General features: G+C 60.8%; 16 protein-coding genes, 1 pseudogene and 2 riboswitches. Of the genes and pseudogenes, 8 read left to right on the top strand and 9 right to left on the bottom strand.

The genetic code is table 11. The features are described from left to right. The first annotated feature begins 44 nt into the window (after nucleotides 1-44). A complete protein-coding gene (locus RVU70_RS21250; protein ID WP_363352270.1) occupies nucleotides 45-1,136 on the top strand; it encodes an acyltransferase in 1,092 nt (363 codons plus the stop codon). A gap of 246 nt (nucleotides 1,137-1,382) precedes the next feature. Here the strand turns inward: RVU70_RS21250 and RVU70_RS21245 are convergent, their stop codons facing one another. From RVU70_RS21245 to RVU70_RS21215, 7 genes are all read right to left on the bottom strand, one after another. Next, complete coding sequence (locus RVU70_RS21245) at nucleotides 1,383-1,898, bottom strand: hypothetical protein (RefSeq protein WP_363352268.1); 516 nt, start codon at nucleotides 1,896-1,898, stop codon at nucleotides 1,383-1,385. Nucleotides 1,899-2,058: 160 nt separating this feature from the next. Continuing rightward, on the bottom strand, nucleotides 2,059-2,484 hold the full coding sequence (locus RVU70_RS21240; protein ID WP_363352266.1) for a thermonuclease family protein: 426 nt from the start codon (nucleotides 2,482-2,484) through the stop codon (nucleotides 2,059-2,061). A gap of 119 nt (nucleotides 2,485-2,603) precedes the next feature. After that, on the bottom strand, nucleotides 2,604-2,960 hold the full coding sequence (locus tag RVU70_RS21235; RefSeq protein WP_363352264.1) for a single-stranded DNA-binding protein: 357 nt from the start codon (nucleotides 2,958-2,960) through the stop codon (nucleotides 2,604-2,606). A 183-nt stretch (nucleotides 2,961-3,143) separates the two neighbouring features. Continuing rightward, nucleotides 3,144-4,082, bottom strand: coding sequence for a DUF2493 domain-containing protein (locus RVU70_RS21230; RefSeq protein ID WP_363352262.1), 939 nt, complete (start codon nucleotides 4,080-4,082; stop codon nucleotides 3,144-3,146). Between the two features lie 335 nt (nucleotides 4,083-4,417). Continuing rightward, entirely contained in the window at nucleotides 4,418-5,455 is a 1,038-nt protein-coding gene (locus RVU70_RS21225) for a toprim domain-containing protein (protein WP_363352260.1), read from the bottom strand. Nucleotides 5,456-5,525: 70 nt separating this feature from the next. Continuing rightward, nucleotides 5,526-7,664: a ParB/RepB/Spo0J family partition protein gene (locus RVU70_RS21220; protein ID WP_363352476.1), complete on the bottom strand. Its 2,139-nt coding sequence runs from the start codon at nucleotides 7,662-7,664 to the stop codon at nucleotides 5,526-5,528. A 169-nt stretch (nucleotides 7,665-7,833) separates the two neighbouring features. Beyond that, a complete protein-coding gene (locus RVU70_RS21215; protein WP_363352474.1) occupies nucleotides 7,834-9,030 on the bottom strand; it encodes a DUF932 domain-containing protein in 1,197 nt (398 codons plus the stop codon). 398 nt (nucleotides 9,031-9,428) lie between these two features. Here RVU70_RS21215 and RVU70_RS21210 point away from each other — a divergent pair, with 398 nt between their 5' ends. From RVU70_RS21210 to RVU70_RS21185, 6 genes are all read left to right on the top strand, one after another. Beyond that, on the top strand, nucleotides 9,429-10,463 hold the full coding sequence (locus tag RVU70_RS21210; RefSeq protein ID WP_363352472.1) for a bile acid:sodium symporter: 1,035 nt from the start codon (nucleotides 9,429-9,431) through the stop codon (nucleotides 10,461-10,463). A gap of 292 nt (nucleotides 10,464-10,755) precedes the next feature. Continuing rightward, nucleotides 10,756-10,955: riboswitch (cobalamin riboswitch) on the top strand. Nucleotides 10,956-11,264: 309 nt separating this feature from the next. Then, nucleotides 11,265-11,912 carry an adenosylcobinamide amidohydrolase gene (locus RVU70_RS21205; RefSeq protein WP_363352470.1) on the top strand — a complete coding sequence of 216 codons (648 nt, stop codon included), beginning with the start codon at nucleotides 11,265-11,267 and terminating at the stop codon, nucleotides 11,910-11,912. Nucleotides 11,913-11,993: 81 nt separating this feature from the next. Further along, on the top strand, nucleotides 11,994-12,461 hold the full coding sequence (locus tag RVU70_RS21200; protein ID WP_363352468.1) for a hypothetical protein: 468 nt from the start codon (nucleotides 11,994-11,996) through the stop codon (nucleotides 12,459-12,461). A 593-nt stretch (nucleotides 12,462-13,054) separates the two neighbouring features. Further along, a riboswitch (cobalamin riboswitch) is annotated at nucleotides 13,055-13,253 on the top strand. 117 nt (nucleotides 13,254-13,370) lie between these two features. After that, nucleotides 13,371-15,950: a TonB-dependent receptor gene (locus tag RVU70_RS21195; RefSeq protein WP_363352466.1), complete on the top strand. Its 2,580-nt coding sequence runs from the start codon at nucleotides 13,371-13,373 to the stop codon at nucleotides 15,948-15,950. A gap of 79 nt (nucleotides 15,951-16,029) precedes the next feature. After that, nucleotides 16,030-16,623, top strand: coding sequence for a hypothetical protein (locus tag RVU70_RS21190; protein WP_363352464.1), 594 nt, complete (start codon nucleotides 16,030-16,032; stop codon nucleotides 16,621-16,623). Between the two features lie 136 nt (nucleotides 16,624-16,759). Next, on the top strand, nucleotides 16,760-17,329 hold the full coding sequence (locus tag RVU70_RS21185) for a hypothetical protein (RefSeq protein WP_363352462.1): 570 nt from the start codon (nucleotides 16,760-16,762) through the stop codon (nucleotides 17,327-17,329). A 58-nt stretch (nucleotides 17,330-17,387) separates the two neighbouring features. Here the strand turns inward: RVU70_RS21185 and RVU70_RS21180 are convergent, their stop codons facing one another. Beyond that, the gene (locus tag RVU70_RS21180) at nucleotides 17,388-18,164 is read right to left on the bottom strand and encodes a carbon-nitrogen hydrolase family protein (protein WP_363352460.1); all 777 of its coding nucleotides are present in this window, start codon (nucleotides 18,162-18,164) and stop codon (nucleotides 17,388-17,390) included. Nucleotides 18,165-18,519: 355 nt separating this feature from the next. On the opposite strand from RVU70_RS21180, the gene RVU70_RS21175 reads away from it, so the two are divergent. Beyond that, nucleotides 18,520-19,308, top strand: coding sequence for a cobalamin-binding protein (locus RVU70_RS21175; RefSeq protein ID WP_363352458.1), 789 nt, complete (start codon nucleotides 18,520-18,522; stop codon nucleotides 19,306-19,308). Nucleotides 19,309-19,533: 225 nt separating this feature from the next. On the opposite strand, the pseudogene RVU70_RS21170 reads toward RVU70_RS21175, so the two are convergent. Then, nucleotides 19,534-19,931, bottom strand: a pseudogene (locus RVU70_RS21170) (transposase); the annotation flags it as partial. Between the last annotated feature and the right edge of the window lie 84 nt (nucleotides 19,932-20,015).

Raw genomic sequence — 20,015 nt, 5'->3', positions numbered from 1 at the left:
CACTATGGTATATTATATAGTGAAGGCACAAAGGCAAGTCGCTCATGGGGCCAAATTTCGATCGCGTTGCGGGGCGGATACGCGCCCTCGATGAACTGCGCGGCCTCGCGATCCTGGCGGTCGTCGCGTCCCACATAGCTCTCGTTTTTGGGCCCGACCTAGCCGCAGCGCGCGTCTTGAGCGTTCCAGCGTTCGGCGTGGGGGTCGACTTGTTTTTTGTCATTTCGGGATTTGCGGCCTCCGAAAGCGCAAGGCGGTTGCGCTTGGAGGCGGATGGCGCCTTTTGGCGAGGCGCGCTTGCGTTCTGGAGCCGACGAATTCTTCGGATCGGTCTGCCGGCCTGGGTCGTGATCGTCCTGATCGCACTCTCTCAGGCGCACGGAATTTCGTTCGGCGAAACAGCAGACGATTTGAAAGCGGCCGCCGGCTTTTACGCAAATCTCTATTGGGCTCCCTGTTTTGATGGCGCGGCCGGCTGTGGCGCACCGACGGCCACCTCGCATTTCTGGTCGCTCGCGAGCGAAATGCAATTCTATTTTGCGGCGCCATTTCTCATCGCGCTGAGTCCTAAAGTGACGGCCCTGGTCTGCATCACCACTCTCGCCGCTGGCGCGGTGAGCGAACGCCCTTGGGGCGGCTTCTGGTGGACGTTCCGCCTCGACGGTTTCGCTGTGGGCGTCCTGCTGTCAATCGGCCTGGCGAGGCGATGGCCCTTGCCGTGCTTTGGCAAGGCCATCGCGACTTTTTGGCTCGTAGCTGCGTCAATTCTCGCGCGGGTGTTTGGGGCTTTGGCCTCAGGATCGGCGATCGCCTTGGTCGCGATCATATTTGGACATGTCGTCGCCTCGGCCATCCAACAAAGACCTAAGCCTCGGGAAGGAAGCGTGCTCCAAAGACTTGGCGAGCTATCTTTCTCGATCTATCTCGTGCATCTCCCGATTATGTCCGGGACCAACGAGGCGCTTGGCTCCCTGGCGCCGGCGATCCTGGTTCTGAGCATTGCGGCTGGTTTAACCTTGGTTCTTGCTTTGCTGCTCGAAGCGATCCTGACAAGGCCGGCGCAAATTCTGGCAAAGTGCTTCTCGAGATGGGTGTGCGACCGAGCCGAACGGACGCTGACGCGCGTCGCACTGTGATGGCGCACAAGGAAACGGGCCTCAGCGTCGTCGCATTGCGCCTTCTGGGTCCCCCGCAGAAAAGCCTGGGTCCTGCGCGGCCGTACTTGTCGATTTTCTGATCCACCAATGCCGGTGTCGAAAGGCCAACGTTGCGAGCCCAAACGCTTGATGCGCCGCTCCCGGGCTCCGGAAAGCTTCCGCGCCCGTCCAGCGCCGATGACGTCGATCGCGTCGCTGGGCCAGGAAGAGTCGCCCGGCAACGGGTCAGTAGGGCGTCGTGCGCCGTCCCCACGGCGACCAAGAGAAATAATCCTTCGGAGAGGATTCGGGAGCAATCCACGGCGCCTGGGCTTGGGGCGGCGCCGTTTGCGCCATACGCCACGCGCCGCGCTCATAGAAGAAGTTCACGGTTTCGCGGAACAGGCGACGCTCCTGCGCGTCGAGGAAATCTGTCGCGCAGTGCACGACGCGTCCGCGAGCCGCTACAACTCGTCCCGTGATGTCGTCCAAGGCGCCCGAACGACAGGCAAAGAGCCGGACGCGAACGGGCCCGCGGTCGGAGCCCTTGGGATCACTAACGATGAGGGCCAAGGGATCGCCGGACTGCTCGTTCGACGCCCAGGAGCGTTGAAAAGCGTAATTCGCCTGGGCCTGGGTGGGATAGGCGACACGGCTTGCCAGAACTGGCGCGAAAGCATCCGGCGCGTCGGCGTATGCGAGACGGCCGGGAACCACCTCCCGGGGCGCGAGAACTCGATCGCGCGCAGGCGCCTCGGCCATAGAAGCGTATTGAGCCCTTGGCGCCTCGCAGCCGGCGAGGCCGCCCAAGATCAAGGGAGCGATAAGAAGGGCAGCGCGCGCGGACATCTCTCTACCATATAGTATGATAGAGAGCCTAACCCGATTTAGAGCTCGAGAGCAAGCTGCAAGCCGTCCTTGCTCAGCGGCTTGAGGCCGACCCTCCAGCCTGCTTAGCCCTCAAATCCCACGGCATCATAAACTGACTGGACCATAATCCCTTATATTGCTTGCGAGCTTGATCCTGCAGCTGGCTGTAGGCGCGCACCTCCTGGCCCTCAGCAATCGGCAAGACAATCGCGAGGCCTTCTTTCAGCATGTCGGCCGCGAGATCCTGATGCTCTGACGACGCACAGCGGGATAGACGCTGGCCGGCCGTTTCCCGCAAAGCGTTGCAGGACACCCATTTGCCGAGGGTCGCGTTCGTGAGCCAGGCGATCGCAACGGCGCCGCAAGGCCAGGATTGGCGATTCAAATTCGCGGTCTGCGTCGGCAGGCAGGAGTCGACGCCATAGAGCCGGTACTTTGCTCCGGTCTCTATGTCGCGAAAAGACGTCGCGTCGATCACTTCGACACGCATGGGCGTTGATTGCAGCGCGCTCTGCGGCGTGTAGACGCTTGCTTCCTCAGCGCAGGCGACGCTCAACCTAAGGCCAACCGCAACCAAGGAAATCACCCTTTGATGGGTCATTCGGGAACGCCGCTGCCAGCTTCTGCTCGCGGCGGGTGCGCATCGATGCGAATGATTTCCAGGTCGGTCGAATAGATCCGGTCGCCGCCTTTCTCGTAGGAGTTTGACCGGATGCGGCCGTCGATCGTGACCTCATATCCTGGCTTTACCTGCGCCAGGACAAAGTCGCCAATTTTCTTGTTGAACGTATAGGCGGTCAGGAAATCCGTTCGCTTCTTTCTCTCTCCAGTCTCGCGATCCGTCCAAATATCGTCGACTGCGACCGTGAGTACGGTCTTTGGCGCGTTGTCGCCGAACCGACGTGGATTTTGCGAGACGTTTCCGGAAATGACGAAGAGATTTCGAGAGGTCATGGCGCTTGCGTCCGCTGCTGAATGCTATATCATATATTTTAGCATAGCATCGTGACGTTCGGAAGGCGCTTTCCATCTCCCTGGGAGCAAGGCCATCTCAAATCCGTCGTCCAAGACGCGATCGGGCGTCGCAGGACTCGAGCAAAAGTTGTCGCCAGGTCGCAACCAAACGATGGACGGCGCTCATGCGCCGCCGTCCTCGAACTGCCACACCGGGATGCCGAGCTTGCGCGCCTTGTCGGCAAGATTGGCCGAGACGCCCGAGCCGGGAAAGACGATGACGCCGATGGGAAGCGTTTCGAGGATCTGATCGTTGCGCTTGAAGGGCGCCGCCTTGGCGTGGCGGCCCCAGTCTGGCTTGAACGCGATCTGCGAAACCTTGCGAGCATTCGCCCAGCATGAAGCGATGAGTTCGGCCCCTTTGGGGGAACCGCCGTGCAACAGCACCATGTCGGGATGTTTCGTGCGCGCCTTGTCCAGGCGATCCCAGATCGCGCGATGGTCGTTGAAGTCGAGCCCGCCGGTGAAGGCGATACGTGGGCCGGCGGGAAGGAGCGGCTCGGACTCTAGCCGGCGCTTGGCGGCGAGAAAATCGCGGCTGTCGATCATGGCGGCCGTCAAGGAGCGATGGTTGACCTTGGAGCCCGTGCGGGGGCGCCAGGACGAACCGGTGTGCAATTCGAAGGCGTCGGCGGCCTGGTCGCGGAAGAGCTCCAAACTGTCGCGGCGTTCGAGCAGCGTTTGCCCTTCGCAGATCAGGCGCTCCAACTCCACCGAGCGGATTTCCGAGCCGTCCTGTTCCTTTTGGCTGCGCCGCTGCGCCTGCTCATTGTCGTCGAGGTCGCGCTCGACGCGAAGGACCGCTCGGTGGAAGAGGTTGACCGTCGACCAGAGCAGTTCCTCGAGATCGGGCTCGAGGCGCGTGTCAGTCAACGTCGCGAGGAGGGCGTCGAAGATGTCGGAGACGGCGCCGGTGATCGCGGAGGCGTCGGGCAGCGGCCGGGGGTCGGGCTCCTCGTGGAAGGGGCGATAGCCATAGAGTTGAAGTTCGGCGAGAACGCGCTCGGTCGAGGAAGCGGCAGGAATTGTCCTGATGTCTTGATCGTCGTGATTGGTCGTCATTGACGCTCTCCTTCGTCGGATCGGCCGCGACCCTCGCGGCCTTCGTGGCGACAAAAGGCGGCGGGCGGGGCCGGCTGGCACCGGGGCGCGCAGCGACCGGCCGCAGCGTAGCGAAGGATGGCGAAGCGCCGGCTATTTTGCCTGGCGCTGTAAAGCGCCCGCAGGGCGCGACGGAAAATAGCCGGCCGCAGCCATTGCCAAGGCGGCGCGCCCCGACGCAAGGGTCGCCCTCTCAGAAGGCCGGGACTGCGGCGGGCTCCGACAAAAGGAAAGAAGGCGATTGGCGCGACGCGCGAGGGCAGGGTCTTGGGCGCCTGCTCCTGCGCAAAACCCGGTCACGGCGACAGCCTCATGAACCTGTCAACGTCCTGAGGCGCAAGTTGGCCTCTGAGCGCCGCGTGCAGCCCTTGTTCGCCAGCGCGGGGCAAATCGTCGTTGAAATCGCCCTGTTCGGGTGTGAGGGTGATCGCCTCGATCCCCTCGGCGATCGCGCGGTCGATAAGGCTCGCCGAAGCCCTTTCGCCGGCGGGGTCGTTGTCGCGCAGGACATAAAGGCGGCGCAAGGTCTCAGGGAAATGGATAGCGGCGAGATGCGCGGAGGAGAGCGCCGCGATCATCGGCATGCTGGGCAGAAGACATCGAACCGAGAGCACGGTTTCGATGCCTTCGCCCGCCGCCATCACGTCGAGCGGCGCGCCGAACCGGACGCCATTGCCGAGGAGTTCCCCCATGGCGCGTCGTGGGGAGCCGACCGGCGCCTTGCCGCGCCCCGACCTGTCGAGCCATGTGCGATGCACGCCGGTGATCTTGCCCTCGAGGTCGGTGACCGCCGCAATCATCGCGGGCCAGGTTTCAGGGGCCGACCCGTCCCCGGATCGGTAGTAGCAGCGTGGATGAAAACGGAGGCTTTCGAGATTCCGTAGCGTTGCGATCCCCCGATGATGCAAATAGCGCTCCGCCAATGTGCCTCCGATCGGCCGTGATAGGGCGAACAGGCGGCGCGCCGAATCCGGAGAGCCTGTCTGTTTGCGATCGAGCCTCTGCTTCGGCCGTGGTTCGGCGCTCGGCAGCCTGAGGAATCGCCGCGCTTCGTCTAGAACGTCGGAAAAATCCTTCAAACCGGCGCTCTCGCGAATGACGTCGAGGAGGTCGCCATATTCTCCCGAGGCCGCATCAGTCCAATGCCCCGCGGCGCCCTTGCCGGTCTCTGGACCCGTCAACCTAACGAACAGGCTGCGGCCCGGGTTATTGCGGGCGTCGCCAACGATCCAGTAACGGCCGTGACGCCGCCCGCTTGACAAATAGTATCGACAGACCGCCTCGGCGTCCTGCGCAAGGCGGCGCGACAAATCCGACGCAACTGAACTCGACATGGAATCGCCTCCAACAAGAAAAGGGCCCGCCATTTCTGGCGAGCCCATGCGCAGTTGACCTTTTGGAGGTCTACTCGGCGGCGATGCTTTGAGCGTCGTCGACCGGCGCCGGCTCGGCATCCTCATCAGACGCGACAATTTCGTCGAAGGCGGGGTCGCCTTCCGCCGCCGCGCCTTCTTCGACTGCGGCGGCTTCCTCCGGCGCCGAGAGAGAACTCCCTTCCAATGCGGCCTGCGACCCATGGCCCGGGGTGCGCAGCGGCTCGGGCAGCCAGCCCGCGCCAGTCAGAAGCGTTTCCGCCTCTCGCGCCATATCGCCCTTCTTGAGCGTCTCGATCCGTCGGGCGAAATCGGCGCCTTTCGCCTCGCGCACTGCCTGGATGATACGCGCCTTGGTGACCCGGCCGAGGAAATTGTCGACCGTGGGCGTCCAGCCCGTCGCGGCGACGTCGAGAGAGAGCGTCGAGGCGAGACGGTCGGCATGGGCCATCGCCCGCGGCCGGCGGCTCCAGGGCTCGTGCACGGCGTTCAGGGTCAACGAGACGCAATGCGCGAACAGACGCTGGCGCGTATCAACGTCGAAGGTCGTCAAGACGTCCCACAGGTCCTGCGGCTCCGCCGGCAACTGCCGGGACCAGTCGAGATGGCGGGCGTCGACCTTATCCGCGAGCGGCGTGTCGGAGAGCCCCGGAGCCTGCGCGCCGAAGGAGACATTCTTGGCTTCGATCTCGAGACAGGTGTCCACGGCATAGCGATAGAATAGCCGCAGGCAAATGGCGTGGAGGGCGGCAAGAAACGCGATCGTCGGATCTCTACCCACCGCCTCGCGCAGCGCCAGCGTGCGATAGGCAGTCAGCTCAGCGAGCAATTTGTCGGGCAGGGGCCTCAACCCCTCATCCTCCTCGTCCGCAACGGCTCCGGATTGCCCGGTTTCGCCATCGTCGGGTGCGAATGAGGAGGCCAGCGACGAACACATCGCATAGGCTTCGCCCGCCTCGGTCACGACCTCAGGCGTCTCCGGCTCTTCGATCGGCGCCTCGTCCTCCGGCCGCACGTAGCCGCGCTCGACCCGAAGACGTCCTTCGCCGTCGATGCTGACAAAGACGCCAGCGCGGGCGATCTCGTCCGGCGCATAGATTACCGGGCGCTTCTCGAAGGCTTCGAGCGCCGCCTCAATCTCGGCGAGACGCGCGTCGACGTCCTCCGGGATTTCTTCCGCCTCCGAATAGGTCGCCTCCAAGTGTTCGGCTTCGTTCCGAAGCGCCTCGCGGGTCGCCGCTTCCTCTTCGGTCAAAGGCTGGCGTTCGCCCTGAAGATGGCGAAGCCCATAGTTGTGACCGTAAGGGAAGTCGATTGCCGTCTCGACCCATTTCCAGCCCTCCGACCGAAGGGATTCGGCGTCGCGCGCGAGTTTCTCCGCGACGAGCCGTTCCAGCAGCGGAACGTCCTGGAGCCAGCCGCCGTCGTCGCTTTGGAAGAGGTCGCGCATGATGGGACCGCCAGCGGCTTTGTAATCCTCGGCCGCATACAGCGCCCGCTTGTCAGACCCCCGGACGGCGTCCTCGGTGAGAAGCCGGCGGATCTGATACGCTTCCTTGTTGTAGGAGCGCTGGATCGCCTCCCAGACCTGCTCCTGGCGCTCATGGTCGGGATTGACCGTAAAGGCCATCAGCTGGTCGAGGGTCATGCCGTCGTCGGCATAGACATCGAGGAGCTTGGGCGACACGGAAGCCAGCCTCAGCCGTTGCTTGACGACGGCGACGCTGACGAAGAAGGCGGCGGCGATCTCCTCCTCGCTACTCCCTTTCTCCCGCAGGGTCAGGAACGCGCGGAACTGATCGAGCGGATGCAACGGCGCGCGCTGGACATTCTCGGCAAGGCTGTCTTCCTCGGCGATTCCCTCTGTTCGCACGACGCAAGGGATCAGGGCGTTGCGGACGAGACGCTTCTGCTTCACCAGAAGCTCAAGCGCGCGGTAGCGGCGCCCGCCCGCGGGGATTTCGAACATGCCGGTCTCGGCGCCCTGGTCGTCGACCACCGGCCGCACGGTGATGCTCTGCAGCAGTGTGCGGCGGGCGATGTCTTCCGCGAGTTCTTCGATCGAGACGCCCGCCTTGATCCGTCGCACATTCGACTGGGATAGCACCAGCTTGCTGAACGGAATATCCCGCGATGCGCTCAACTGAATTTTTTGCACCGACTTGGTCATGGTCTTTAACTCCGCGACGGGCGACCGAGAGCCTCTCTCTCGACTCCACCTCGTCACGAAGCGCAGCGCCGCCCTCGAACTCTTGAGAGCGACGCCGCAAAGAACTTAATCGGGTAGAGAGCCGCCGAGACAGCTGCAGGCTGCATGCAAGCTGCCGCAACGACAAATATCACTGGGCGCGATGGAAGAGCTTCTTGGCGCGCGCCTCGAAATCCAGCCGTGCGTCCTGGTGACTTTTTCCGCGCGCCACAGCCGTGATGCCCTGCACGAAATCGAAGACGCTCTCGGGTTTGCGGCCTTCCTCGGCGAAGACTGTGCCGATGATCTTCGCCGTTTCGGCTTTCGAAAACCCGCGCTTGCGCAAGAATTCCGTGCGGTCGTCGTCGTTGCGGGCCACGATCCGTTGCCGCGCCGCCTTGACTCCGTTGACGAAGGGCAGGGGCGAAGAATCGGCGAAACGCGCCAACGCCGGCGCGGCCTCATGCGCGAAGCGTGCGGCCGCGTATTTGGAGTGGCGGATCGTAATCTCCTCGAAATCTTCGACGCCCCAAAGATTCCGGTTTTGGCATACGGCGCGCAAATAGAAGCTGGCGATCCCGAGCGTCTTAGCACCCACCTCTGAATTCCAGCAGTAGAAGCCGCGAAAGTAGAGATCGGGCGAGCCGTCGGGAAGGCGGCCAGCTTCAATCGGGTTCAAGTCGTCGACGAGAAACAGGAAGACGTCCCGGTCCGAGGCGTAAAGCGTCGTCGTCTCCTCCGTGACGTCGACGTTGGGATTGTAGATTCCGGTCGACGAGTCGAGCACGCCCGGCACTTTCCAGCGCGTGTCGCCCACGCCGTCGCCGGCGATGCGCTGCACGGCGGAGACGAGCTCATGGTCGTAAATCCGCCCATAGTCTGGACCGGTCACCGCGCGCAGCTCGACGCGACCGCTTTCGATCTCGAGCGTCTTGATCTGCTCGGCGCGGTGTGTGGTGAGGCCATATTGGAGATTGATTCCGGCGACCGGCGCGGGGAGCTGTCGAAGGTAAGCCGCCGGGGCGCCGATGAGGCTCGCGAGCTGGCCGAAGCTCCAGTGGGTCATGGCGACCGGACTGTCGGAACCGGGCAGCGAAAGTGAAAGTCGTTCGGCGTCGTCGCGGCTGGCTTCCACGCGGATTGCGGTGCTCTCGATTGTTCTGGTGCGGCTGCGGTCAGTCCGGCCACGCACGGCGGCGAACAGATCCGATAGAGAGAGGTATCGCTCATCCGAAGGCCTGGAAAACCACTCTGACGACACGCGGCCAATACGCTCGCCGCGGCTTGCGTCCACCTTGTAGCCGCTTTCACGGCCGCGGGCTGATCCCAAAATCTCCACCTGATTCATGTTCGTCTCCACCACGGGCGCGGGAGCCTCTCTCCCGCCTTACCCGTCATGAAAATCCCCTCCATACTCTAACTCTCCAGCCTTGCTGCTCTCCCTGATCGGCAAGTGTTCACATGCCTCGCCGCCTACTTCGTATCGGATCGATCGCGTGGAGTTATCTTGGCTTGTCAACGCGATCTCCTACAGAAAGGGTTAGGGCGGGATTCTGGGCTTGCTGGGCTACTCTCCGGCAGAGAAAATCACCCGCCTGACGCATTCAAAGATAAATGCTATGCTCCAGCTCTGCTGGCGGTTGCTCGTGTATTTTGAGATGCATAGGCGCAATTGCTACCGAGACAAGGAGCGGTTTGTTGAGCTCGAACCCGCGGATGACTACGGGAGTTTCACTCGCGAAGCGCATGACGTCGATCCATCACGCGATCCATTCTTACTTCATCTGGTTGATCCTCTTGTCCTACTTCGCCGCGGCGTTTTTCCCCGGGCTCGGCCTCTCAATTCGCAGCGCCGAATTCGGATCAATCGCGCTGGGTCCATCGAGGATCGCGCTTTCACTTCCGCCCGCGATGCTAGCGTTCCTCCTGCTGAACGCCGGCTTGGGCGCCAGGAGCAAGGATCTCGGGACAGTCGCACGGTATCCGCGTCTCCTGGCCGCCGGCGTTGCGGGAAACCTGTTCGCTCCCCTTGCCTTCATCACTGCGGTCAGCATCACGATGAAATTCTGGCACAACCCCGAGGAGGTTCAGCAAATATTAACAGGCCTCGCGCTCATTGCCGCCATGCCGATCGCTGGGGCGTCGACAGCCTGGGCGCAGAACGCAAACGGCAATCTTGCCTTGAGTCTTGGCCTCGTCCTATTGACCACGCTGCTCAGCCCTGTGTTGACACCGATCGTCCTCCACTCAGTCGCATTTCTGGCCGCAGGAGACTATTCTGAGGACCTGCACGAACTCGCGAGCAATGGCGCGGGCGCATTCCTTTGGGCCTGGGTCATCCTCCCGTCCCTGCTCGGCATTGCCGGTCATCGGCTGTTGGGAGAGACGGCGGCTGCCTCGATCTCGCCCTATCTGAAGCTCACGAACTCGATCGTGTTGATCTTGCTCAATTACTCGAACGCCGCGTTGAGCCTGCCGAAACTCATCTCCGAGCCCGACCTGGACTTCCTCGGAGCGATTCTAGCCATCGTCGGCTTACTTTGCGCAGCCATGTTTGCAGCCGGCTATCTGATTGCGCAGAGCTTTCGCGCCGACCGCGCCGGCGCCGCGTCATTAATGTTCGGGCTCGGCATGAACAATAACGGTGCGGGCCTTGTCCTGGCGTCACTCGCGCTATCCGACCATCCGGCGGTGATGATTCCGGTGATCATCTACAACCTAGTGCAGCACTTCTTCGCTTCGCTCGTCGACAAGCTTCTGACATTTAAGTTTCATGATTGATCCGGCTGGACAGCGTGTCGCCAGATCGTCGCGCGCGAGGGTTATGTGCGCGACTCCCGCGCGCTTGCCGCGCTCGGCGTGAAAGCGCTGGGCGTCACGACCGCGCAAAACCGCGGCGCGGCAAGGAAACGGCAATTTGCGCGTTAGCTTCGCCGGCGTTCACTTCGACCCGGCGACATTCTCGTCCCCGACCAGGTGTGATCCTGCTGATCAAGGCGCGGGCGTGCGTATAAAAGGTCGTTTAATTGAGAACGGACATCCCTAGGTATTGACATTCCCCCGACATTTACCTCTAGATATTGTCGTTCACGGTCTCTGGACTCGCGTCCGGAGCTAAGAGGGAATCCGGTGAGCCGCAAGGCGAATCCGGGGCTGCCCCCGCAACTGTAAGCGGCGAGCGCGATCAAAAAGCCACTGGCGCGAAAGCGCCGGGAAGGATGATCCCGCAGCGACCCGCAAGCCAGGAGACCTGCCGCGAACGCAGAGTCGTCCACGGGCGGGGCGCCCGGAGGCCGCTTGCGGGTTCTGCACGCGTGAAGTCGCAGGACGGCGCTAGCCGCTTCCCATGTCCTGTCCTCAACGCGAGCGGAGCATCGCATGACGCAGGCGGCGTTCGATTTCGACAAAAACGGCCATCTCGAGCTATTTCAGGGGCAAAGGCGCCTGCGCGCCCCGCGGGGAAGCTCGGAGGCCGGTGTCTAGGCGGCCTTCGATCGAGCAAACGCGCGAAGCGCCAATTGACCGCGGTTCCTCGCAGTTGCAGAAAACCGGTGCATCAATGACAAGCTGTAAGAGATCGTGATGCTGTTGAAGACGTTTTTCGAATCCGTTGAGCTGCACCGGGATTACAAGTTTGTCAGCCTACGGTTTCGCCGTCCCTTCAAGGTGCTCTCGACCTCCGCCTCAAACGGAGGTCTCGCCGATGACCTCGATATCGTGTTCAATCATCAATGCTGTGAAGCCATGGGGCACGAGATGCACCAACTCATGAAGGCTCACCGCCACCCCGCAATATACGACTCCCTCCTATTGACCGAACACGATCTTGCCGCCGCCACTGCTGCAGGGCTCGGCACCGCGGCGAATATGAATAATCTTTGCATCGCTGAAGAGCAATTTCGCGACCTTGCCGTGGCGACGATCGCGACCGGCGGCGTCGACGGGAATGCGGCCCGCGCTGGCGATCCGTCGTCCTATTATGAGTTCAGCGGAGTTTTCGAGCGCTTCGGCCCTATTGGGCCCGACCAACATGGAACAATCAACGTTATGCTGGTCATCAACACGCCTGTGTCGGATGGCGCGCTCGTTCGCGCGGTGATGACCGCAACCGAGGCCAAAACGGCCTTGTTGCAGGAGTTGTCGGCGCCCTCGCGGCAATCATCACAGATCGCCACGGGAACTGGCACCGATCAGATTGCCGTGATGGCGCCCGCCGATGGACCGCTCTAGCTAACCTCAGCAGGACATCACAGTAAGCTCGGAGAATTAATCGGCCGTACGGTCCATCGCGCCGTCAAAGACACGCTCGCCTTGCAAAACGGTCTCACGCCAATCCGTCAATCTTCCTGCGCCCGATTGCTCGAACGCTTCGGCTGCCAGCCGGACACTTTGTTCGAAGAGATAAGTCGACGCTTGCCGGCTGCATTAGCGGCGCTGGCCCGGCAAAACGACCACGATCTGGACCGCGACCCATTAACTGTAGCAGCGGTTGCAGCTCTTGTTCATCTTCACGACCAGCTGTCCTGGGGTTTGTTGCCACAAACCTGTTGGCCCGATATCGCCTGCCGACACGGGGCCCACATCGCAATTGCTGTCGCCGGACGAACGGAACGGTATAAGGATTATTGTAATCGACTAGCCAGCACCTCCGGAATTTATGAGCCCAGCAATCTTGCAACGCTCGTGGCGACCGCGCTTGCTATGGGATTTATCGACAAATGGGACAAAACCCTCATGCGCCTTGACAACGTCGTGACAACGTCCGGATCAGCCGAATAGCGGGTCCGCCAACTTGTCCGTCGGCTTGCATTGCCACGGAGGTTTTCCCGGAAGGAACAGATACGCGACGCGATCGAGAGCGTCATTCTTACTTGTCATAAGGCCTGGCGTAAAAAGCGCTTTTGCGCAAGTTGAGTTGCAAAAGTAGGGACTTTGCTGCGCGTCTTGCTCCATAACTCCGAGTGAGCGCCTTCGGTGGTAAGGGCGGCAGGTTGCGGCATCTCCGAAGTTCCGCGTGCACAAGTATAGTATCGATTTCTGCCTTTTCCTGTCGAACCGACGGGGTGGGGCTTATGGACGCGGCGCGACTGGGCGACCGTTTCGGGGAATGACTCTCGGCCAACGGCAGGCAGCAAAGATCGGATTCACCGCATTTGATTTAATGCTCTTCCCGTTTTGCCAGGGGCGATCAAAGCGCAAGCAACTCGAAGCAGCGTCATGTTGTGCCTAGGTCACGACGAAAGCTTCCGCTCAAGTCATGGAGGCCCGGGGGTTCATTCGCCGTCGCGTTCACGGTTGATGCGGAATCGCAACGGTCCATCGAATCTTTGCGCTGCTCTTATCCATACGGCTTGACTAGTCCGCCTGCTACAGGCTTTTATGATCTCGATGGTTCCCTTCGGGGATCAAAACGGGAATTCGGTGCGCGCGAGAGCGCTATTCCGAGGCTGCCCCCGCAACTGTGAGCGGAGAGCCTTCGAGCCAATATGCCACTGGGGAAATTTCCCTGGGAAGGCGGCTCAAGGCGACGACCCGCGAGCCAGGAGACCTGCCATCATTCGTGGTCACGCGCGATAGCGTCGGTCGGGGTGCACCGAGGCGGTCGATCTCCATCTTGGGCTAGTTGTCGCCCATGATGGACTCAGACCTTTCGCAGTGACGGTCCACGTCTGCTGCGAGCTCATGCTTATGAAATCCCAATTCCCGAAAGCCCACAAAGACCGCAATTGCGGCGTCTTGCGGCGTGGCTCGCCCTTCCTACCCTGCGTCCTTTCTGTGATCTTTTCGGCGCCGGCTTTCGCCCAGGAGGTGCTGCCGGCGATTGAGATCGGCACGCCGAAACCGAGCCCCAATCGCGGCGCGAGCGGCGGCGGCGCCACGACGGGAGCGCCAGCGGCTATCGAACAGGCCGCTGATGGCAACGGCACGCAAATCGGGCCTGGGAACAACGGGCAAATTTGCGCCGATGGGATCTGCAATAATCCCACGTCCTACGCCGCGCCGATCGAGTCGCTAGGGACCAAAGTCAACACGCCGGTCATGGACGCGCCGGTCACGACCAAGATGGTCACCCAGCAGATGCTTCGGGATCAGCAGGTCATCACAATCGATCAAGCACTGAAAGACGTCAGTGGCGTCGCGTTCTCGGGGGGCGGCAACGCGGCGGTTGGGAACGCGTTCACGCAAATCATTCTTCGCGGCTTTCCGACACAAAACTATTTCCGCGATGGTTTCCGGATTGACAGCTTCGGCGTGGGTGGCTTCGGCACGTCCGCAGGAGTCGCCAGCGTCAATATGGCGAATGTGGAGAGCGTCGAAGTCCTGAAAGGGCCAGCCGCCATCCTCTATGGCGCGGTGGAGCCAGGCGGCATCGTTAACATCAACACAAAGCAGCCGCTGGATAAGCCAGCATTTTCATTGCAGCAACAGTTCGGTAGTTACGCCGCCTACCGCACGGTCCTCGACGCCACAGGACCCGTCACTCAAAACAAGGATCTGCTCTACCGCGTCATCATGTCGTATGAGAACGACGGGTCATTCCGTTCGCTCGATTACGCCACAAATTTTATGATAAATCCCGTCCTGCGATGGGATATTGACGGCGGCACCTGGATCAGGGCGTCCAGTCAATTTCAACGAAACAATATGAATCAAGATAATTTCTTCACCCCGTATTTCGGGATGTTCTCCCCTCTTTGGCTTGGACGCAGTTTCAACTGGGGGCCGAGATCGCCCTACAATCAGCAGGAGGACTTTACCGAAGTCACGTTTCATCACGACTTCAATAAAGACTGGTCGTTCCAGCAAACCGCCTTTGTGCAGTTATTTCAAAACAATATGCTAAACAACGGCGGTTCTTCCTTCATCACTGACTGCGTGACCCCTGGAAGCTCGTCCTGTTATTTACCTTACCCGCCTTACTATCCGCCGCTTCAAAACAGCGTCGTTCTGTTTAACACTTCTTCCCCGCTTAACACCAGGCAGGCGGAATATTCGACGCAGGCCAACCTGGTTGGCCATTTCGATACCGGGTTTCTCGAGCATACTTTGCTTTCCGGAGCCGACTACTATCGTTTGAATTTTAGAAGCTCTTATCTGTACACTGCCTATCCGGAACAGATCGGTCTGTTCGGCGCGCCGGTTCCTTATAGTCCCGCATATAACGCTTATCCCGGCAGCGCCACGACCCAGTACTCTGACAATGTCGGTGCCTATCTTCAAGATCAGATCAAGTTGCCATATGGCTTTAACGTCCTCGCTGGCGCCCGCTGGCAATATCTCAACAGCAGAACGGGGACCAGCAACTCCGACATCTGCGGGCCCTTCGCCATCAACCCAATTGCAGGACTTGTCTTCCCCTGCAATTATGACGCAATCCTCACGACGAAACAGCTCGTCGGGCAGAGAGTCACGCCGCGTGCCGGGCTTCTGTGGCGACCGCTCGAGTGGATCAGTTTCTACGGGAATTACACCCAGTCCTACAGCCCGAATTACAACGGCAGGCTCGTTTACGGCACGAACGACCCGGCGCCCCCGAGCGCCGGCGAGCAGGAGGAGGGAGGCGTCAAGCTTTCTCTGTTCGACGGGAGACTTCAGGCCACGGCCGCCTACTACCATCTGGTCAAGACCAATATTCCCGTCTCCCTTCCCTTCAGCTTTACGTCGAGTTTCCAATACGTGAATGTTGTAGGCCAAGCGCGCTCTCAGGGTCCTGAGCTCGACATTCAGGGCGAGCTTCTGCCTGGCTGGAGCGTGAACCTCGCCTACGCCAACACCGATGCAATCATCGCCAAAACCAAGCTGAATCAATTGTCGGCGCCGGCCCCCGGGCAACCGGTTCCCTTCGTTCCCCGAAATGTCGGAGCGTTATCGTCAGCCTATGAATTCAAGGACGGCTTGTTGAAAGGGCTGAGAGTGGGGGCGCGCTACGATTATACCGGCTACCTTCCCTTCGCTCGCACGGCGAATGATGGGACTTATATCGTTGGCCAGTCTACGCCGCGCTATGGCCTGATCGGCCTCTTTGGCGCTTATGAGTACAATTTCGACAAATATAAAGTCATTTCCCAACTCAATGTGAGCAATCTCTTGGACAAGACCTACTTCGTCACGGGCGGCTTGGGGCCGACGGCTTTCGACCCGTATCATCCTTACGGGGGCGCGTTCCTGACTAATCCCGAAAGCGTAGGGTGGAACATGCAACAGTTAAACTTCAACGTCATCGGCGCGCCACGTACGTTTCGTGGGTCGATCAAGGTGTCGTTCTGAGCCCGCGCGGCGACTTTGGCGCAGGTTCAGGGGAACGGTACCAGCGCTCCCCTTACTGCTTTCAGGGACAAGAAATCGCATGACCAGTAGAGATGCTGCTGAATCGTCGCCCACACGAGTCGTGGAGCCTGACGGAACGCCTTTGGACGTGTTTTCCCTGCCGACCGATCCGGCGAGCCTCGAAGAGCTGCTTCGGGACCTCTTCGAGAACCATTGGCGAGAAATCACCTTCGGCATTCTCATTCAGGGCGCCGCCTGGGAGATGAAGACCGATCGCCCACCGACGCGCATCGGCATGCTCGACGGCTATTTGACTGTCGCTTTCGGGGTTCCGCATTTCCACGTCTGCATTGGCGAAAACAAGGGCCCGCGTAACCGGCCGACGTCGCCGGAACTGGCCCGCCATCGGCGCACGGCGCGGGCGGAGATCTACCGCCGGATGGGGCGCACCTGCGTGCCCATGTCCTGGGGCGTTCAGCTCTTCAATGGCGCAAACGAGCAACAGATCACGGTCCTGCTGCCGAACCCGTTCCTGCATCCAGAGACCGACAAGATCCTGAAGGAACCCGACTGGTCCCGTCTCGCCTTGTGGGACAAACTCCGGGCGCGATGGTTTGGCCTGACCGACCCCGACCCGATCGATCGTTCGGCAGGCCGCTTCGCGCATGCCTGACCGTTTCGCGCATCCTGGCGGCCGATTCAAGCTACGGCCGCCAGGTTTCATCCTCCTCGTCGAGCGGAAACTGCCGAAGACGAGCGGAGCCGATGGCCGAAGAGTTTCAGCCATCGCCAACCTAGGGAGACCTGAAATGACCACAATTGATTTGGCTTCTTCGCACATCGCGTCTTCTCCATCGCGTACGGCGATCGGCATCGGCGCGCTCACGATCGCAAGCGTTCTGACGACGGTAGGCTTCGCCTGCGCGGTACCGCTCGCCGCCTTCGCGGCGATCGCGGCCATGTCCTTCGGCCGTCGCGAGGCGTTGGCGTCGATCGGCGCCGTGTGGCTGGCCAATCAGGCATGGGGCTTCACCTTTATGCACTATCCCATGGATGGCGAGACCTTCGCTTGGGGCGGGGCGCTCGGGATGATCGCCGCGCTTTCGTGCGAAGCAGCGGGGCTGGCTACTCGGCGCTTCAAGGGAGTGGTTGGCGGCGCCATTGCGTTTCTTGCGGCTTTCCTCGTTTATGAAGGGTTGGTGCTCGCGATAGATCTTGCCATCGGCATGAGCGCCGAGGACATCGCGGCCGCGACCGCTGGGCGGGTTTTTCTGATCAACGCCTGCGCCTTCGGCGGCCTCTGGGCTTTGAAGACTGTCGTCGCGAGCGCCGGGTCTCGGCGCAAGGTGTCGACGACACTGGCGCCCCACCGAGCCTAAAGCATTACGCGGAGCGCCCGACTTCCAGTCGGCGCTCCGTCGCATCTGTTCTCCGCGGCTATGGAAATGGCGCTATTTGAGAATTCCCGACAAGCTGGTTTGTCTCGAAATTCCAATCCACCAAGAAAATGGCGTTCCGCGGCGCCGTGAAACTGATTATCCTTTTGCCGCCACATGCGACGACGCTTTGGGCCGTGACGAAGCCAATCTGACGTTCTTGCCCGGTGCGATTGCAGACGAAAATGGGCAACGACGTCCTCTGACTGACGGCTTCCCATTCGCCGTTGGGACCATGTAGCCCAGGCCCCCAGGCAGCGGATGATACAAGCGCGCGCGCGCCCTGATCTGCAAGGGCTTGGGCGATCCACGGCGTGAAGGCGTCCGCGCAGATGAGCAGACCGACAAGCCCAAATCCATCGACAGGGATGGCGTGAACGCCGTCCCCAGGCGAAGACCATGACTCGGCGCCGACACGCAGGGTGTTGATCTTCCTGTGACGCCCAGCGATTCGACCTGTCGGATCGACGGCAATCATCGTGTTGTACAATTTGTTCCCGTCCCGCTCGGGGACAGAAAGGAAGACGGTCGTGCGACGTCTGCGCGCGAGGTCGACAACGCCCTGAACCCACGCGTCGGGTTGGCTTTCGATCCAGTCAGTGCCTATGTGCTCAGCGAACTCATATCCAGTGGTCGCCAATTCGGGCGTAATCACCCAATCTGCGCCAGCATCGGCCGCGGATGCAATTCCCGCCTCGACGAGTTGCCGATTTTGTTCCAACGCGCCGGGGACCGGAGCCAAGTGCAAGAGAGCAATCCGCTTTACAGGAGCCGTCATATCAGTGAACCTGCTCGCCCAATTGTCCCGTTCCGACAGTCGCTAGAATAGGCCGACAAGGATCTTCGCCTTGTAGGTAGCAGGATCAGGCCTGGCCCAGTCTTCAAAGATGCAATATCGTTCCCGCCGATGGAAGCCAAGCTCGTTCGATAGGAACTGCGAACATGAGCGCTCCGAGTCTTGCCGGTGAGACGGAGAGCGCTTCGTTTTTTTCCCATCACTGTCGACCCCGTCGCTGGCGTCTTGTTTGCCTGTTGCTGACGTGCTCTCCTTGCAACGAAGGCCGGCGGATTCTTCAAAGTCAGGCGCCGTTGCCTGGCACCGCCGTCCTCTGTCGTAATCCAAGGCGAATAGCATGTATCCGCCCACACGAATCGTCTGCTTGACCGAGGAAACGACCGAAACCCTTTATTTGCTGGGTGAGCAACAGCGCATCGTCGGAATCTCTGGCTATACTGTCCGGCCACCGCAGGCGCGTAAGGAAAAACCGCGGGTTTCGGCCTTCATCTCTGCAGTTATTCCTAAGATCCTCGCTCTGGAGCCCGACCTCGTCCTGACCTTTTCCGATCTGCAGGCCGATATTGTAGGGACGCTTATCCGGGCTGGCATCTCCGTCCATGCCTTCAATCAGCGCACCATCAGCGAGATTCTCGACATGATCAGAATGATTGGCGCGCTTGTAGACGCGAAAGATCGCGCCAGCACTTTGGTCGATCGGCTGGTAGCCAACCTCGAAGCCACGCGGCGGCGAACAGCCGGGCAAGCCGCGAGAGCACGAGTTTATTTTGAAGAGTGGGACGAACCAATGATATCGGGTATCTCCTGGGTGTCCGAACTGATCCATATTGCAGGAGGCGACGATATTTTTTCCGAGCTCGCCAACCGCAAATCCGCAAAGGACCGTGTTGTGACTCCCGATGAGGTAATCCGTCGCGCGCCCGACATCATCATCGGCTCTTGGTGCGGCAAGAAATTCGACAAGAATAAGGTTGTCGCCCGACCTGGATTTGGAGCGGTCCCAGCAGTTCGCGATGGGCGTCTCTATGAAATCAAGTCTCCTTTGATCTTGCAACCAGGGCCGGCGGCGCTCACAGATGGATTGGCGGCGCTGGAGGGAATTATCGGCGCAGCGAAACTATCCTGAGCGTGCTGAGAACTGCCGGCGGTATTGTCGCAATAAACCTCTGATCGCGCGCGTCCTCACTGAGTGTGTGCCCAACGCTGGGGAGACCCATCGGCGAGATAGCCTCGATCTTCGCTGTTTCAAGATCGACTATTCATCGGACGCTCAGCCTCGGGGCTAAACGCATTGCGCTAGCCAAATCGTATGACGCTCAAATGTGTGTCGAGATCGTAGCGATACTGGCGCTGCGCGTGTGAGCGAGACCAGCGACTGGCAGTTGGCGACTTTCCAAGCGACGAGGCGTATTGTGGCCTCACGACGACCGAGTGCGCGCCCTTCTTCGACAGGGTCGTGTCGTCGATGATCAGCCACGAATCTGAGCCGCGCACCATTCTGTCTGCTTCGTGGAGCAGCGCCTTTTCCAGCGACGCGGCGTCCCAAACGCTGCTGGCGATGAAGTGATGAAGCTGGTCGTAGCCGACGTCGCCATCCCGCGCCGCCATGGGCTGCATGCTCTTGCGGTCGCCTGCGCCGATCAGCCCCGCCACATAAACCGGACACATCCGCGCCCGGTTTTGTGCCGAAGTGCGCCAATGAAAGGCGCGAGCCAACGTTCGAGGATCGGACTTCCAGCTCTCGTCCATGGTCGGCCCTCCAAAAGCCGACCACCCATGAAACACGCAAAACGAATCCGAGGGAATCCCAAAAGTGCCGGGCCTCTTAAAAAT

The organism is Methylocystis echinoides (genome assembly GCF_040687965.1).
GTDB classification, from domain to species: Bacteria; Pseudomonadota; Alphaproteobacteria; order Rhizobiales; family Beijerinckiaceae; genus Methylocystis; species Methylocystis echinoides_A.
The sequence above is the reverse complement of the archived record's forward strand: the minus strand, read 5'-3'. Positions and strand labels throughout refer to the sequence as shown.